The organism is Njordella aestuarii (assembly GCF_056494165.1).
Window position 1 is genome coordinate 2,452,910 of record NZ_CM151397.1, and the last position, 17,512, is coordinate 2,470,421.

Consider the following 17,512-nt stretch of genomic DNA (forward strand, 5'->3'; position numbering starts at 1 on the left):
AAAGTCAAAATAGCGAAGGCCGGACTTGAACCGGCGACACCTGGCTTATGAAGCCAGTGCTCTAACCGACTGAGCTACTTCGCCAAATACGATCTGCAATAAAATACTACTTCATTCCGATCTCAGCAAGCCCTACATTTCGCTTAAACCAGCTCTTCGCTTCCCGAACTTTGTCCGTTTCTTGACAGGCTTTAACCCCAGTTCGCTCGCTGGTGAAATGTTGTCTGCACTAGCGGGCAATCAATTTCGCGGCAGCTTCGATGGCCGCCTCTGGGATTTCATGGTAACCGCTGAATTTTTCATATTCGACCGACGCACATAAGTCGGTCAGCACTTCATTTAAAAATCCACCCGTCTCCAGCGGCAGTATCTGGTCGGCACTCCCATGGCTTTGAAAGGCAAGCGTCTTGCCGAGCCTGTCGCCTGACGCCCGCCATTGCTTCTCGCAAATACACGCGCCGGAGAATGCGATCAGCTTCGCAGGTGCCTCCTTCAAACCGCGGGCCGCTGTGTCGACTGCCAACATCGCTCCTTGCGAAAAACCGCCCAATGTTAGTCGGCTCGAATCCATCCCAAAACGCGCCATCAACAACTCGGTCGTCTCGGCCACCGCTTCGCGCGCTTCGTCTATCCCAGGCGGGACTTCATTACGCATCTGGTCAAAAGAATGCTTCGCCGCAGCTTCCATGAGCCGTGCCATGTTAATCGGCCACCAAGCAGAACCACCACCCAACTCTGGTGGCATATGAGGCGCACCTGGAAAAGCGAGAATCGGCTGCAGCCCCAACTTAAAGCACTCGACCAACAACGGTGCAGCCAGTCCCACCAGATCATCGCGCGGAGCTCCGTAGCCATGCATCAACACCACCAAGCTATCGGGCCCGCCTTCATTACTAGAGCGACCACTCTCGCTCGGCTGAACAATGCACGTTTCCAACTGCCCCACCATTTCGACTTGGCGAGCATACCCGCGCAGCTTTTGCAGATACTTTTCTTCGATACTCATGCGTTCAAACTTACGATTCTAAATAAGTTGCAAACTCTGGAAACGCTAACTTCCAACTGTCGGGAACCGTCGCGGCTAGCTTCATCTGCTTGGCCGTTTTGGGATGCCGGAACGAGAGCGATGCAGAATGCAAACCAAACAAGTCAAACTGGTCCTCTCGCGCCGCGAATTCTTCATCATAGATCTTATCGCCGACAATCGGCCAACCCCGAGAGGCAAACTGCAAACGAATTTGGTGCATGCGACCTGTCATCAAGCAGACTCGTACCAACGATCTTCCATGCATCGATGCCAAAACATTCCATGATAACGTTGCAAGCTTTGCGCCATCGACCGTCTCGTCGCAAATTTCTCCTTTGGCAACGTCATCAATTTTACGCATCCAATCGTTCGCTACACCTTCGCACGGCGGCTCGTTGTGTACAACTGCTAAGTATTCTTTGCTGACCGTCCGCAGTCGGAATTGTTCATTCAAACGTGCCAGCGCACGAGCGTTTCTTGCAAAGATCACTATGCCGCTGGTAGGACGATCCAGTCGATGCACAATGCCAACGAAAGGTTTTGCACCACCTTCCTTTTGCAGCTCCAAATACGCCACCAATTCATCTTGCAATGAAGGGACACCGTGCGGCGCTTGCGTAAAAATCCCAACTGGCTTGTTGAGTGCGATAAACCATGGGTCGTCGTGAATAACACTAATTGCAAGTGACATGAAATCAACGTGACAAACTTATTCGAAGTCGCTGCATTTAGTGATGACGTTTGTCTTTGGAACTGCGCATAAAAAAACGAGAAGTCTCGGCCACGTGAAGCAATCGACATTAAGCAGTAGGTCAATCACTTCGAAAAAAGACTTCTCGTTTGCAATGTTCTATACATGAAGCAATTCAGGTCAAGAGGGATTTTGATTTGCAACGAAGAATTTTGACTGCCGGGCAACCCGTTATCATCCACTCGGAACATGCCGATCAGTCGAATTTATGTCTGCGCGTAACGCAAAGAAAACGTTTTCGCGCGAATCGCAGCAACGCGTTTTGCGAATCTCAAGTACAATGTCCCATGTTCATCACAGTACCTTCGCAGTTAATTGTTGCTTACGCAAATCAGCATGCAATCGATCCCCCAACAATCGCTTGATACTTCGCAAATCCGTGGGAAAAGATTGCTTTTTGTGACAGGCAAAATCGCAAGCCCAGCCGTCCAGACTATTGTTGAAAAGTTGTCGAAGGAGTTTTCATTCGCTTACGAGATTACGGTGATGCCTATCACTGTAGCAGCGTTGATGACAGCGAAATGGATTGCAAAAAAACTGGAAATCCCAAACGATGTCGACTTCGTTTTTGTACCAGGTTACCTCACGGATGACGTCGAACTTTTGCAAAAAAAATTTGCTGCAAAACTTATCGTCGGACCACGCGATATTCGCGACTTGCCTGAAATGTTTGGCCGCAAGGTGCAACGCGAAGGCTATGGCGACTACAGCATCGAGATCATTGCCGAGATCAACTATGCACATCGCTTAACGATCGATGAACTGATCAGCGAAGCATCGAGGTTAGTCCAAGACGGAGCGGACATAATCGACCTTGGTTGCGATCCAAATTCACAGTGGAAAGATGTGGGAATCGCTGTCCGCTGTTTGCGCGAAAAAAATTTCCGTTGCTCTATCGATACGTTCGACATTTGGGAGGCAAATGAAGCAACTTCCCACGGCGCAGAACTAGTGCTTTCTGTAAACGCTACCAACCGCAACGCCTGTGTTGATTGGAATGCGGAAGTGGTTGTTGTGCCCGACGCTGATGACGATTGGATGCAATCAGTTTCAAGAACAGTTAATTTTCTGACTGATAAAAACGTACCATTTCGAATCGATCCAATCCTGGAGCCAATCGGGTGTGGTTTTGTGAACTCGCTTGATCGATATGCTGCAGTTCGAAAAGAGTTTCCCGAACAGCGAACACTGATGGGGATCGGGAACATTACCGAGCTGACAGATGTCGATTCTGCCGGCGTGAACGTAATCTTGTTGGCGATCTGCCAAGAGCTGGGGATATCTTCGGTTCTTACAACGCAAGTTATCAACTGGGCTCGATCGAGTGTTGCAGAATGCAACATCGCGCGTCGACTAGTTCATTTCGCACAGTCTCGCAACTTGCCACCAAAGCGAATCGATCCGCGGTTAGTGATGTTGCGCGATCCAAAGCTTACGAACTACCCCGCTGAATATCTCATGCAGCTTTCCGCGACGATCCGTGACAACAACTATCGAATTTTAATCGACAACGCACAAATCCATCTTGTGTCTTCGCAAACTCACATCAGCGGGACAGATCCATTTGCGATGATGGACGAACTTATGGCTTTACCGCAGTCGGCGAATGTCGATCCTTCTCACGCATTCTATCTGGGTTACGAACTATCCAAAGCTGCGACCGCCCTGCAGCTTGGCAAGCGTTACGAACAAGACGAATCTCTGCAGTGGGGGCATTTAACGCAAGACACGAAAACGCATCGCTTGAAACGCACGTATCGTCGTCAAGCCGATGAGACTAAGTGAGCCCAGAATGAGTTCTCACTTGTTAAGACTTTGTTCGTAGTACCGCCTTTAGGCGGCTTTATTTCTAATTTCCCAAACGCCGAGCCGCCTGAAGGCGGTACTACGAACCGAGGCCCGTGAGTGTGCTTGTTGCATCACTGAACTCGTGCGTCTCAATTCCCATCTTTTGAATCAAAGTCAGCAGTACGTTGCTCAGGGGAGGATGGTTGTTCTCGTCAAACGCTAGGTGCTGACCATGTTTAAGCCCGAAGGATGAACCACCGGCTACCAAGAGCGGAAGATTCTTGGGGGAGTGCTCGCCGCCTTCGCCCGAATTCATACCGGAACCAAAGACGATCATTGTTTGAGCCAGCATGTTCGAATCTCCATCCGTCGTTTCCTTAAGCAACGACATGAAACGCGCTAGCCGCTCCACGTGAAAACGATCTATTTGGGCCAGTTTCTCAAGCATCCCAGCATCGCCGCCGTGATGTGAGAGTTCATGATGATTCTCGCCTCCTCCACCGTAGCCGCCAGCTTCACGCGACCACTCGTACGTGATGACGCGCGTCGTGTCGGTTTGAAATGCCAAATAGGAAAGCTCCAGCATGACATCGATCCACATCGGACGATCATGCGCATTCCCAGGCTGGCTTGCCAGCTGTAAATCTTTAGCGTCAATTTGTGGTTTAGCGACGTCGATCCATTGCTCCAGCCGCTCAACGCGTTGTTCTGTCTCGCGAACGCTGCTCAAATATTGCTCAAGCTTCTGCTGGTCAGCTCCATGCAGTTTGCCGCGAAGCCGGTTGGCTTCTCCCAGCACGCTGTCGAGCACCGATTTCTTCTCTGCGTAGCGTTGCAGCGTCGCACTTCGATCTTTCGACGACTCGGGCACAAACAAGCGTTCGAAAAGCCGTTTCGGAGAATCTTCGGATGGAATTGGTGTGCCCGAAGCGTTAAACGACAGAGTATGCGAATGCCCAGCCGAACCAGTACCGCTTTGATCGGAAAGCTGCAGCGAACTGAAACGCGTCTGCACGCCATGCTTGGCCGCGACGATCTGGTCGGCCGATATCGTATTGCTATAGTCACTGCCTGGAACCGCCTTCAAATTTGCGCCTGTCAACCAAGTATCTGCACCACTGTGACCGCCTTCGGATTGTTGATGGCCGAGCCCCGAGATAACGGAGAATTCTTGCCGATGCTCTTCAAGAGCTCGTAACGTAGGCGACAGTTCGTATCCAACACCGGTTTGTTGCGGAACCCATTGCATGATGTTGACGCCATTGGGTACGTAACAGCATATCAAGCGAGGTTGCTTGGCAAGCGACGCTGCGGACGGTTTGAATTGCGACGTTGCAGCGTTTGCGCGAGAGTGTGTAATGCCGGGAAGCATAGCATCGAGCAGCGGTAGGCTGATCGCGGCTCCTAATCCACGGAGTATGGTGCGACGATCAAGCTGGCGTTTTGAAGTCATAATCGAATCCGGCATCAAGCGACAAATTATCGTGTCTGGAAAATTTTGGACTGGGCGATGTGCTTAATCGCATTTCTCAAAGTAAGTTCGGTGTCTTGCATATGTTGGACGGTTGCAGCAACGTACGGACGATCGGCTATGCGAAGCTCACGGCCTAACGCGTAAGTATACAGCTTGCCTACCAGACAGGTCAGGAAGAGTTCTTGCTGGTCCATCAAAGCTGCTTGCAGACCTTCGATGCCGATAATCTCTGTTCCATCAAGCATGCGGCTAGACGCATCGATCGGCGGATCGTCGTCGTTGATGCGGCCTTTGTACCCAAAGCCTTCACGGTCTCGCCAGAATCCAGACGCGTCGTAGTTCTCGAGCGCAAAACCCAGCGGATCGATCTTGTTATGGCAGCGAGCACATTGTGGAAGTTCACGATGGATTTCCAGACGTTGCCGCACCGTGGCTTTATCGATTCCCGGTACCTTGGGAGCAATCTCGCCGGCATTGGCTACGGGCAAGCCTGGATCGATACCCAGTACATTCTTCATAATCCAAACGCCGCGTTTTACAGGAGAAGTGCGTGTGCCGTTGGAGGTCGTCGAAAGGATTGAAGCTTGCGTGAGAATGCCGCCGCGTTTCACCCCGCTGGGCACGGCGACCTTGCGAAAGTCATCTCCTTTGACGCCAGAGATGCCGTAGAATCGCGCGAGGCGTTCATTGATGACGACAAAATCGGAATCGATAAAGTTGGTAACGGCGAGATCGTTCTTCAAGATCTCGCGAAAGAATGCTTTCGATTCGCCGACGATGGACGTTTCTAAATGCCGATCATAGTGTCGGTAAAGATCTGTAGCAGGTGGATTCGCACCGACGTCACGCAGTCCCAACCACTGGCCAGCAAAGTTTTCTACGAACGCTTCCGATCGACTATCTACCAACATCCGATCGATTTGTGCGTCGAGCGTATCTGAACCATGGAGCTTCTTTTCAAAAGCGAGACTCAATAGCTCTCGATCAGGGCAACTGCTCCACAAAAAGTAGGACATACGATTCGCCAATTCGAATCCATTAAGCAGTTCGCCTGGCTCGGTCGTTTCGGTAATGCAAAGAAATTGAGGCGAGATCAAAATCGCTGTCAGCGGAAGTATGATTGCTTCCAAGAATTCGTCGCCGCGCTCACGGGCCGCCGCGTACAGTTCTAATTTGATAGCGACCTCATCAGTAGTTACCGGTCGGCGATACGCACGTTGCATGAATCGCTGAACGACTTCGAAAGCATATTTTGTTTCATCCACATTTTTGTTAGGTGATTCGACTAGGATACGAGAGTGGCTCGCAGGCGGCCAAGCTTCGTAGATCGGGCCTTCGAGTTCAATCCAATCGATCCACGCTTCGGGCCGTGCAAAATCGTCAGCCGTCTGCATCCAAAAGTTTTCGAGTTCGGCTGGAATGTCATACGCATACTCAAGTGTGTAGCCGGCATCCTCTGTCGTAAATTTCGTTCGGATTTCGTACGGCTGTTTCGCGTCGAGCGGTGCATCAATGTCAAGCTCGGCGATGACCACTGGCTGGCCAGCTAGAGTGCGAGTCACCTTAATGCGAGGCGATCCATAGTCGTACATCCGATCGGTTTCAAAATGACGTAGATCGCGCTCGTATTGCTCTTCAACATACTTTTTGCGGTTAGCCGGCGTTTCGGCGAGTTCGCGATCGCGGCGTTGTGCGAGATACTTTTTCGCCGACTCAATGACCTGGGCTCGATCTGGCACCTTACTTCCGGCATGGATCCGAAGAATATATTCCCCCTCGGATTGAAGGTGGAAATCGCGAACGTTGATTGAACGATCCCAGTTGTTGTGATGCAGAACCTTACAACCGTCTGCTACCGCATTTTGTCCGCCGTTGACGATTGGTCGATACTTGCCAAACTTTACGCGATTGTGATCGCCATCGCCTGTTTCGGGTTCGACACGCCATATGATTTTTTCGGGTTGCGGTCCCTTAACAAGGGCTTTGTCTAAAATTGCTCTCGCCGCATCGTAGTAGATTTCCATTTGAATTGGCGAGAGTGTTAGAGCACTGCCATTGTTGTCGAATCCGCCAGCGGGTGGGTCTTGGGGAAAATGCTTGACCTCGTAATCGATACCGACCAAATCGCGGATCGTATTTCGATATTCCGCTCGGTTCAGTCGCCTGAGGACGATCGCCGCATCTTTCCGGGAATCCTCGACAGCAATCATTTGGTTTGTGATCCAGTCGACCACAGCGGCCACTTCTTGTGGAGAAGGCTGCGGTTGGTCTTCTGGCGGCATTTCATGGCTGTTCAGTACATTGACTATTTCGGACCATCGTGCTTTGATCGCTAGGTCACTAAAGTCGCCGCTCAAGTCGCGGTCCATCCGCAGTTCCGCTTGTGCATCGTCTGGACCATGGCAACTGACACAATGTGTTTGAAGGAAGCCGGTTGCGATTTTCTCAAAGCCCGTGGTGTCGGCTTCGAAGGCGTTTTGTGCGTCGGCGCGTTTGATATCGATCGCGAGGAACGTTACGGCAAACGCTAGGCAATAGAACAGCGATGAAACAGATTTGGGCATTGGTGAATAGATTTAAGGTAGGTGCGTTTCGCTTGCGAGAAAATTCTTCGTAGCTGCGTTCGCCTAGAACGCGGTCGAGGCTGAGTGCGGTTGCTATTGCCTACTGCTCCGGAAAAAGGGTGCCACTGCTGGCTTGTCCAGCAGTGCTCGTGGCGAAACAGCAAATCTTCCCAACAATTCCCCGGCTTCCAGGCGAAGCCAGCTACGATGCGTTTGAACGATTCGCATGAAATCCTCTTCCGTAGTTGCGTTCGCCTAGAACGCGGTCGAATCTAGGTGAGCTTCCCAACACTTCACCGGCTTCTAGGCGAAGCCAGCTACGATGCGCTTGACCTGTTACGAAAACGGGCAGCCGAAAATCGAGCGACTTTAGTCTAATCGGAAAAATTTCCGAAAATCGATGTTGACGTCGGGTTGTGCAATGTGAGAGAGTCTTCCGCCGTGTAATGGACTGCTCCCTTGATGCTATGCGAATGCCCGCAAACGTTCGCAAAGCCGCAAGGACTGGAACGACCCTCCAGAAAATGATGGCATAGTACTGCGAATATTGTACATTGTTCGGTTCGCTTGGTCACATCGTTGGCCGAGCGGATTAACAAAGTCGATTGCGAGTACTTCCAGGAGATGCCGTGAATTTCGCCGTGGATAACGAGATCAAAGATCGCGTGCGATCAGCGACCGATATCGTTGACTTGCTGGGCAGCTACATGCAGTTGCGGCGGCAAGGTGCGAATTATGTCGGGCTTTGTCCATTCCATGATGATCGTCGTCCGTCGCTGCAGATTAATGTCAGCCGCCAAATTTGGAAATGCTGGGTTTGTGACCTGGGCGGTGATGTATTTAGCTTCTTGATGCAGAAAGAGCAACTGAGCTTTCCGGAAACTCTAGCGATGCTTGCCGAACGTGCAGGGATCGAGCTACCGAAGGTCGGCGGACCAAAAGCGATCAGCCCCGACAACAAGCGCGAGCTGTTCGAAACGATGAAGTGGGTCGTCGCTCAGTATCGCAAATATCTAATCGAAGACACCAGCGCGGCTGATGCTCGAGCGTATCTCGCTAGCCGCGGCATCGACGAAGAAAGCAGCGACCGTTTTCAGCTGGGATTTGCTCCGAGCGATTGGAACTGGTTGACCGATCGGTTCAAAGCGGCCGGTAAGTCGACGGCGTTGTTGGAAAGCGTCGGAGTGGCGGCGAAGTCGGAGCGAGGTTCGGTCTATGATCGCTTTCGAGGTCGCGTGATTTTTCCGATCTCCGATCCGCAGGGAAGGTTCGTGTCACTAGGCGGTCGCTTAATGCCGGGCGAACCTGAGAACCAAGCCAAGTATGTGAACTGCAGTGAGACGCGGCTGTATCAAAAGAATCAATTGCTATACGGGCTCGATCTTGCTCGGACATCGATTGCACAAAGCCGTACGGCGGTTGTGATGGAAGGCTACACTGACGTCATTATGGCCAACCAGTTCGGCATTCCCAACACGGTGGCAGTCTGTGGTACTGCGTTGGGCGAAAATCATTTACGATTGCTCAAGCGATACTGTGAACAAGTCGTGTTGGTGTTGGATGGCGATGCTGCTGGACGGCGGCGAGCGACTGAGATTTTGGAGCTTTTCCTTGGCCATTCGATCGATTTACGGATTGTTACTCTCCCTGAAGAACTTGATCCGTGCGACTTTTTGATAAAGCGTGGCGGCGACGAACTTCGGACTCTGATCTCGAATGCAGTCGATGCGCTGGAGTTCAAAATCGTTGAAGTGCTGGGTGATGTTGATCCATACAAAGATACGCATCGAGCGAACGCGGCACTTGAGCAAGTACTTGCACTTTTGGCCAAGACCGATACGCGTTCGGGGCAAGCTAAAGACGGTTATAAATTGCGGCAAGACCAAGTCGTATTGAGGTTGTCCAAGCGATTCGGCATTGAAGCAAACTTGTTACGTAGCCGCTTGGCTGAACATCGCCAACGCAACGAGAGCAGGGCTCAAGCGCGGAAGGTGCTGAATGGACCAAACAGCGATGTTGGGAGTGAAATTTTCATTCGTGAGTCGTACGACAGCGCTTTGCCGCAAGAGCCAAAATCTGCAGTTGCAAAGCTAAATTACAGCGAACTTACAGCGGTTGAACGAGAGTTGTTCGAGATACTTGTGCAACGCGAAGATCTCGTTCCGCTAGCATTAGAGCAATTTGATGGGCGAATTTTGGAAAGTGCCCCTGGTAAAGCTTTGATGCGCGTGTATGTTGATTGCGACTTCGCTGGACATGATTTGGATTTTGATTCGATCATGGCTGTAGTAGAAGATGCACAGATCAAATCGTTGCTCGTTAGCATTGAACAATTGTCAGCGGCCAAGAACGCTCGACTGAAGATTGATGCTCGTGAGCGACTGTTGGCTTTGTGTGACCTTGTAGGTCAAGCGGACTTGGTTGCGCAGCAGCACCGTCGCTTGAAGATGTTGGAATCATCCACACTGGACGAAACAGAGCAGTTGCAAGTTTTACAGGATGTATTGCAATCTGCACGCGAAAACAAATCGTGGAAAATGCCTGAGTTCTAAGTTCAATCAATCGTAAGGAGACGAAATCTGAACCGCGCCGTTTATGGCGTTTCCAAACTGCGACCGGTGTTTATACTTGCGTTGCAGAAATATGCTTTGAGGTAACTTCAAAGCAGCCAGACAAAACCATAATTTTTTCGATCGCTTGCGATGTAGACTTCATTGACGAAGTCGCCCGCACATTGCCAAGATGATTTTATAAACCTTCGTATAAAAGGGAATTTGTACGTGGAACGACAACTCATTGGATTGACCCAGCTCGTCTCACTTGCCAAAGAGCAAGGCTATCTGACCTTTCAACAAGTCGATGGTTTTCTGCCCGACGAAGCCAATAATGCTGATCGTTTAGATCATCTTGTAATCGCCGCCGAGCGATTGCGAATTCCGATTATCGACGAAACGAACATTCGCCAACACTTTGGCAAGAACGCTCAAACCGGAGCGATCAAATTTGGTTCCGTTGAAGTCCCAGCCCACGCCGAACCAACGATTACCGGCGAGAAAGCTCGGCTGACGAACGACCCAATTCGCCTGTACTTGTCGCAGATGTGCGAGATTCCTTTGTTGACTCGCCATCAAGAAATCCTGTTTGCCAAGAAGATCGAAATCACTCGTCGCCAATGGCGTCGCGCGGTTCTCGGTAACGACTTTGCGCTTCGCAACACTGTTGAAATCTTGAAGAAGGTCCATCAAGGTGTCTTGCCGTTCGACCGCACAATCAAAGTGTCGTTGACGGAACAGTTGACCAAAGAAAACGTCACCGCCCGGATGCCAAAGAACTTGGCGACGCTCGATCGGCTGATGGAAAAGAATCGCCGACTGTTCTGCCAGATTACCTCCAAGTCGATCACGGCCGAGGAAAAGAAGGGGGCGATTATTGAGTACCAACGCCGTCGACTCAAGTGCATTTCTCTAGTCGAAGAGCTTTCACTTCGCTCACGACGCGTAATTCCAATGATGAAGTTCTTGGAAGAAAAATCCAATCGCATGGACTGGCTCAAGGGACGCATCGCGTTGCTTCAACGAACCGAGGGATCGCGTCTGGAAATCAAACGCCTCCAAGACGAATATCGCCAGTTGGTTTTCTTGGTTCAAGAAGGTCCGACCGCGTTGAAGCGCCGAGTCGAACGCTTCCAAAAAGCATACCGCCAGTACGAAGGCGTTAAGCGTGAACTCTCAAGCGGTAACTTGCGTTTGGTTGTTTCGATTGCCAAGAAGTATCGAAATCGTGGCATGAGTTTCTTGGATCTGATCCAAGAAGGCAACACCGGATTGATGCGCGCCGTCGATAAGTATGAGTATCGTCGCGGCTTTAAGTTTTCGACATACGCCACGTGGTGGATTCGCCAAGCTATCACTCGGGCAATTGCGGACCAAGCTCGTACGATTCGCATACCTGTGCATATGATCGATGTGTTGAGCAAGTTGCGTAACATTCAAAAGAACTTGAATCAAACGCTAAAGCGAGAGCCATCGACCGAGGAGATCGCTGCCGAAGCGAACTTGCCGATTGAAGAAGTGCAACGCGTGATGGACATTGGGCGTCACCCCATTTCGCTTGATCGTCCTGTGGGAGATGGCGAAGACAATGCATTCGGCGAATTCCTTGAGGGATCGGAAAGCGATAGCCCGACTCGCAATGCCGCCAACGGTATTTTGCGAGAGCGGATCGAATCACTTCTGAAGTCGCTGACGTTCCGCGAACGAGAAATCATTCGATTGCGATACGGATTAACCGACGGATATTCGTACACGTTGGAAGAAGTCGGTCGTATCTTCAAGGTAACTCGCGAACGCGTCCGTCAGATCGAAGCTAAAGCAGTAGCCAAGCTGCAGAGCCCTACTCGATCATCGCGATTGGAACCTTTCTTGAACAATGCCGCATAGGATCCGTTCAGTCACTTTATAGTGGCGGCGTTCAACGCGACCGCAGCCACAATAGAGAACGGCAATCGATCGAACCATCCTCGCAGTTTGAGTTAAGCTTAAGCTGCGAGGAATTGTTATTTCATGATACTACTATTCATGGTTGTGGAGAGCGGAATCGCGACAGCCTTTACTTGAATGTATACGTGCTCGAGGTTATCGACCTGGAATAGATATCAGTCGATTTGATCGTAATCTGAGCGCTGGAGCCTTTTAAGTCATACTTCAATTCCATCGGCGCTAGCAGGTGCAGATCTTCAGGCTTGTAACCCTGCGGTTCAAGTTCCGACAAACGTTCAGGCCAGTGACCAAATTGCTGGTGGTAAGATCGAACGCCGATCGCGAGCCTCGCAACCTTCCGTTTGTTTTCCGCAAGGACGGCATCGAAGAGGCTACTTCCGGAAAGCGCGAAATGCAAATACCCAGAATCGTGGATGCCTGCATAAGAGACTGGCTGCGGCGAGAAAACGCTGCTTGCAGATTGAAGGGATTGGGGGTGTGCAATATACAGTTTTTCATAGATGTCGACTAATTTTCGTTTCTCGGAGAGATTTGCCGAAATTTCGGATTCAAGATGTCTTGACAACTCGTGGGCTATCAGTTGTTGCCAACGCTTTTCGAAATTAATGGGTTCATCTACGTACGTGTGTAGTGCTGGGAGTTCGTCTGGTGACCATTGACCTGCGGATACTGACTTCGCAATCAAGTCATGAATCTCGCCTCGGATTCGATAATAGCGAATTGTTGCGGGATTAGAAATTGGCCAGTCGAACGATGCAGCACAATTTCGGAGATCGCTCAGAACACGAATCGCCCGGTCTTTATCTCCGTCGAGCATCGCTATGTCGAATTCGAGAGACAAAGATCGAGTAATGAATGAAAGAGCGCCGTCTCTGTCACTTCGGTGATCATTTACTCCGATTGTCGGCAACCAGACTGGCTTCGGGAATTCTCCAGCATCATGGATGCGGTTTAGCAGTGGCGTTATTTCTCTAATAAACTCCCTCCCTTTTTCTACGGCTAAGGGCGAAAGCTTTGGAGAGTCACCATAGGGTATACTTTCGGTAAGAAAGTATGGTATCAAGCGTCGTTGGTTAAGCGGCAATTCGACAGTGCACAGCTCGAAAACTTCCGCCCAACTTTCCGTCCCTTCCTTATGAGTCTCTGCTTCAAACCATTCTTTTATATCACTTGATTCAATGACAGCGCCTTGGGCTCTTAAACGATCAATTGAATTGTTCAGGGCCTGGATTCGCGATAGAACAACTCCTCCGACCGTTAGGCTGAAAATGATTGCAATCAGGAATGGAATCGCGACTAATACAATCAGTTTTGATAGCCGACTTCGCATACTCTTTGCGTTTACGGTATTCATTTGTTAGGTTCTCCGCTTAGTAGATTCTCTGCACGATCTTCCCAACCGGCTTGCCATTGCCGTCCACCCGCATAGACTCGTTGCGTATCAAAGTCTTTAATGAAAACTGGCGTGCTACCGGCCCGAAAATAGTCACCATCTTCTCCGACACCATAGAAACGCGGATCGACACCAGTCAAACGGGCTAAGTTCTGCAATGTTTCAGTTTGTACACCTGACGAGTCCGTTGAGTTGTTCAGCCTCCAGAGTTCTTCGATCAATAAAATAAAGCTAGCGCGATTGTCTCGCTGGTGCATCCACGTGAGGAACGGTTCCGTCTTTCGGTAAATTAGAGGGAGCAAGTGGTCATTTGCGGGATTGTCGTCGCTGTAAATATGCCAAGCATGGGCAATTGCCGCATTTCTGGCTTGCCGCCTTGTCTCACGTGCGGCCAGACGCTCGGCAATCGTTTCGAACACTTGAGGTTCGAGAAGTTCGCCTGCTCCGTGAAGCTCAATTTCACGCAACAGCCAGATTTCCGCATAGTCAGTATTCTCATGCTGCTCAAGATCGGCTACGCCTCTCATCCGCAAAATCAAATCGCTCTGCATTTTTATTAGGTTGCGATATCTATTTAGCTCATCTTGATCATTATCCATGGCGTACTTCTCGCGTGCTCGCATCGCTGTTCCCTGAATAAACTGAACAACACTCCAATTCACCCACAGAGGGCCTTGCAACCGATAAGTTTCGTTTCTTACGGTTTCAATGGAACGGTCGATTGCTTCTTGCAGCGGTATGTCTTCTTCCTCAGTGACTTCCGTGTGCGTATTTGGTTCTACTCGATAGTAGTGGACCAAGGATACATACGGAACAGGCGTCGTTTCCAACTTTTTGATTTCAGCAAGAATGGGCGCTGAAATCTTGGGGTACGTCATAGTTCCCCACAGCCAAGGCACGAGCGGAACGATGAAGATCAGAACAAAGCATAACGCGTGAGTAGCCCAATAACTGAACTTAAAATCACCATCCATCCAAGAACGCATAGTTAGCGCCGTTGCGATGAAGGGTATCGCCATACAGACGCCAAGCAACCAATCCGATGTCCCAATGTACTCGCGATGAAATGCGCCATAGCTGATAAAGATCGGAGCGAACGTCAGGACGGCAAATGCGGTAACAATCGGGCTGCGAAAAATTTGCCCGATCCATTGCGCGAAGGCAAACACTGCAAACGCAACAAATGTGAGCGGCAAGACAGAGAGTAGGTACTCAAACAGGTCAAGTCCGTGGTTCGATAGAAGGCCGATAGTTACAGCGACCAACAGGAAAAGCACTAGGAGACTCAGCGGCACCACTTGACGTGTTACCCACACCACCAGCGGCGACAGCCCACGGTCTGCCAAGAATCGAATTCGTTCGCGTTGTCGATCACCATAGAATACGGATGCGCCTAAACACAAGATCGTCCCTGCGACGATGAACGGCGGGAACAGGACAATCAAAGCACCAAGTTCTGTATCTCCAAAGATTTGAGCGAGGAACAATAGTAATAAAACGAGCGCGTACGATGCCAAAATGCCGACTAGCAGGATTTGGTTCTGTTTGACAAACTGCCATATCAACGCCGATGGAACATTTTGAATATTCTTTGCGTCTCTTTCGTGGCGAGAAGTTGCCATCTCTGGCGCTGCCCATGGCAAAAACGTCCGCTCCTTTGGTACTTCAGCACGTAACGATGCCATCCCCGAACGCCACGCGAGGACACCAAACACAATAATGAATAAGACTTGATATGCGACGAACAACATGTCGATAGACGTCGGTCCGATTTGGTATCCCAGCCGACTCATTCCAAATATCGATTGCGTGAGCGGAGTTAGTACCGCAGGTAAAGTCGACGCGACGGCAACATACAGAACGCTTCTCAACGAAGACTTCGACAGCCATGCGAACGCAATTCCAGCCAAGACCAGAAAGACGGAATGCAGCGGCCAGATGTACTGCAAACCATAAGAATCGAATAACCAAGCTTTGAGAATAGAAGTGTCTTTTATTGCCTGAGTGACGAGAAGTAGCAACAGACTGATTAGCCAAATCGCAAGCAGGCTTACCAAGCTTATCAGAATTTTCACGGTCAACAGCGATCGATTCGGGATCGGCATTGAACGCAACCAGTCAAGCGTTTTCTGTTCTTTCTCTTGACCAACCAGAAGTGCTCCCACGCCGATAGCGAAGACAAGCGGCATGCCTGCGAATATATAAATGTGCCAGTTTATCGAGTAGCTGGTTTGCTTGTACCCGAGTGCAATCAGCTGCATCACCGTTCCGCCGATCAAGATCACAAGTGCCAGCGGCAAGACTTGACGGAACTCTTTCCAGTAAAGCTGGCGATTCATAATGAAATGGTTCATGGCTTTGACTTGACAGGAGCAATCGAACTTTGGATGGTACTGTGTGGCTCTCACGGCTAGCGAGCGTGATCAGCCTTTTGAGCTAAGCGACTTCAGAGGAACTCGCATGGCCGCCGATTCGCAGAGCTGGTCGCGGCGATCCACCACGAATGCAAGCGGTGAAAATCTCGTCCAATGTTGCCGGCCGGACTCGAACCGATTTTACACCCGGCCATTGCTCGAGTGCAGCAATTTGTTCTTCCGTTGCACCTCGCACAATTATTTTGCGTTGCCGCCCGTCCGTTGTTTCGCTGATCGTATCCGCCGGACCGTCCAGTTGCGGTAGTGCAAAGAGCGGATCTTCGACGGTAATCAGTATCTCCATCACATTGTCGCGGAGATTGCCGAGAGAATCGACGAGCCGAAATTTGCCACCGTGTAGAATGGCAACGCTGTCGGCCACGCGCTCTACTTCAGAAATCTGATGGCTGGACAGCAGCACCGTTCGCCCCGTTGCTACACGGTCGATCATGCTCTCCATAAACTCCCGACGAACCAGAGGATCGAGCCCACTGGTAGGTTCGTCCATGATCAGCAATTCTGGATCGTGGGCCAGAGCTAACGCAAGGGCGACTTTTGCACGTTGCCCTTTGCTCAGGTGTTTGATTTTGCGATTAGCAGGCAGTTCGTAGTGCGCGATAGCGTCGCGATACCTGTCTTGGAAGCCATCGCCGTAAAACGAAGCTGCGAACCAACCGATTTCGCCAACGCGCATCCAATCATATAAGGCCGGTGCGTCAGAAACATAGCCCACACGTCGACGTATCTCAAGCGCGTCTTGCGCCGGGTCCATTCCCAGCACCGAACAACTGCCTGCACTTGGTTTTAAAAAGCCAGTCAGAACGCGTATCAGCGTCGTCTTGCCAGCTCCATTCTCACCCAATAACGCAAAGACAGTGCCTTGCGGAATCGCAAGATCAACGCCTCGAAGAGCGTCACATCCTCGGAAATGAACCTCAATCCCTTTTGCTTCGATCACGTTTGTCATAGAGGCGGCCTTATGTCGATGAGTTTTTTGTGTTCGGTTGACTCAAGCGTAACGCTGTGGTTCTAAATTAATGGGGACGGCTAAGCTAAGAATTCGGCTTCGGCGGTTCTTCAAGCGGAACTGAATGATTAGAAGAAACCGTCAGAACGTTTCCGGCCAGAAGCTGGAATTGAGAAGAGACGATGTCGCGGATCTCGTTTTCACTCAGGCCTGCGTGCAGAGCTTCCGAGAGTGCTGATTTAAGCCGCTCGGCGATCATGGACCGCCGCGCCGCAATGCAGTCGTCCTGCGAATCGGACCGGACAGCGAGTCCGCGACCGCGAAGCGTTTCAACCGCTCCATCCGCTTGCAGTTGCTGAAATGCGCGGGCGATGGTGTTCGGATTGATCGCCAACTGTTGGCTAAGCACGCGGACGCTGGGCAGAAGCTGACCCGGCCGCAGAGTGCCTTCGGCGATCGCAAATTTGACTTGGCGGATGATCTGTTCATAGATCGCCACGCCGTTATTGGGCTCAATCGAAAAGAACATTGCGTCTCCTCATAACGAACGAGCTGAGCTAGTGTGCTGGTTGAATAGTACACTGCTGTCGTGGCGGCGGCAAGAGGTAGAATAAAAACTTTTGCCAGGTTGCGAT

The 17,512-nt window shown here is 50.7% G+C and carries 11 protein-coding genes and 1 tRNA gene; 3 read left to right on the plus strand and 9 right to left on the minus strand.

The genetic code is table 11. The features are described from left to right. Window positions 1–10: 10 nt before the first annotated feature. The 3 genes from SH451x_RS09580 to SH451x_RS09590 form a co-directional block, all read right to left on the minus strand. Window positions 11–84: transfer RNA gene (locus tag SH451x_RS09580), tRNA-Met, on the minus strand. Window positions 85–229: 145 nt separating this feature from the next. Further along, window positions 230–1,006, minus strand: a complete 777-nt coding sequence (locus SH451x_RS09585; RefSeq protein ID WP_479362234.1) for an alpha/beta hydrolase — start codon at window positions 1,004–1,006, stop codon at window positions 230–232. A gap of 10 nt (window positions 1,007–1,016) precedes the next feature. Next, window positions 1,017–1,718, minus strand: coding sequence for an RluA family pseudouridine synthase (locus tag SH451x_RS09590; RefSeq protein WP_479362235.1), 702 nt, complete (start codon window positions 1,716–1,718; stop codon window positions 1,017–1,019). A 396-nt stretch (window positions 1,719–2,114) separates the two neighbouring features. Between SH451x_RS09590 and SH451x_RS09595 the strand changes: the two genes are divergently transcribed. Then, entirely contained in the window at window positions 2,115–3,563 is a 1,449-nt protein-coding gene (locus tag SH451x_RS09595; protein WP_479362236.1) for a DUF6513 domain-containing protein, read from the plus strand. Window positions 3,564–3,663: 100 nt separating this feature from the next. Here SH451x_RS09595 and SH451x_RS09600 read toward each other — a convergent pair whose 3' ends face one another. Together SH451x_RS09600 and SH451x_RS09605 are read right to left on the minus strand one after the other, a co-directional pair. Then, on the minus strand, window positions 3,664–5,019 hold the full coding sequence (locus SH451x_RS09600) for a DUF1552 domain-containing protein (RefSeq protein WP_479362237.1): 1,356 nt from the start codon (window positions 5,017–5,019) through the stop codon (window positions 3,664–3,666). 26 nt (window positions 5,020–5,045) lie between these two features. Next, entirely contained in the window at window positions 5,046–7,604 is a 2,559-nt protein-coding gene (locus tag SH451x_RS09605; RefSeq protein ID WP_479362238.1) for a DUF1592 domain-containing protein, read from the minus strand. A 629-nt stretch (window positions 7,605–8,233) separates the two neighbouring features. On the opposite strand from SH451x_RS09605, the gene dnaG reads away from it, so the two are divergent. After that, the gene (gene dnaG, locus SH451x_RS09610; RefSeq protein ID WP_479362239.1) at window positions 8,234–10,156 is read left to right on the plus strand and encodes a DNA primase; all 1,923 of its coding nucleotides are present in this window, start codon (window positions 8,234–8,236) and stop codon (window positions 10,154–10,156) included. A gap of 228 nt (window positions 10,157–10,384) precedes the next feature. Continuing rightward, window positions 10,385–12,043, plus strand: coding sequence for a sigma-70 family RNA polymerase sigma factor (locus tag SH451x_RS09615; protein WP_479362240.1), 1,659 nt, complete (start codon window positions 10,385–10,387; stop codon window positions 12,041–12,043). A gap of 169 nt (window positions 12,044–12,212) precedes the next feature. Here the strand turns inward: SH451x_RS09615 and SH451x_RS09620 are convergent, their stop codons facing one another. From SH451x_RS09620 to SH451x_RS09635, 4 genes are all read right to left on the minus strand, one after another. After that, a complete protein-coding gene (locus SH451x_RS09620) occupies window positions 12,213–13,457 on the minus strand; it encodes a hypothetical protein (protein WP_479362241.1) in 1,245 nt (414 codons plus the stop codon). After that, window positions 13,454–15,850, minus strand: coding sequence for a hypothetical protein (locus tag SH451x_RS09625; protein WP_479362242.1), 2,397 nt, complete (start codon window positions 15,848–15,850; stop codon window positions 13,454–13,456). Before SH451x_RS09625 ends, SH451x_RS09620 begins: the two co-directional genes overlap by 4 nt. Before the next feature lie 82 nt (window positions 15,851–15,932). Next, window positions 15,933–16,877, minus strand: a complete 945-nt coding sequence (locus SH451x_RS09630; RefSeq protein WP_479362243.1) for an ABC transporter ATP-binding protein — start codon at window positions 16,875–16,877, stop codon at window positions 15,933–15,935. Between the two features lie 85 nt (window positions 16,878–16,962). Continuing rightward, window positions 16,963–17,406 carry a GntR family transcriptional regulator gene (locus SH451x_RS09635; RefSeq protein WP_479362244.1) on the minus strand — a complete coding sequence of 148 codons (444 nt, stop codon included), beginning with the start codon at window positions 17,404–17,406 and terminating at the stop codon, window positions 16,963–16,965. Window positions 17,407–17,512 lie beyond the last annotated feature (106 nt).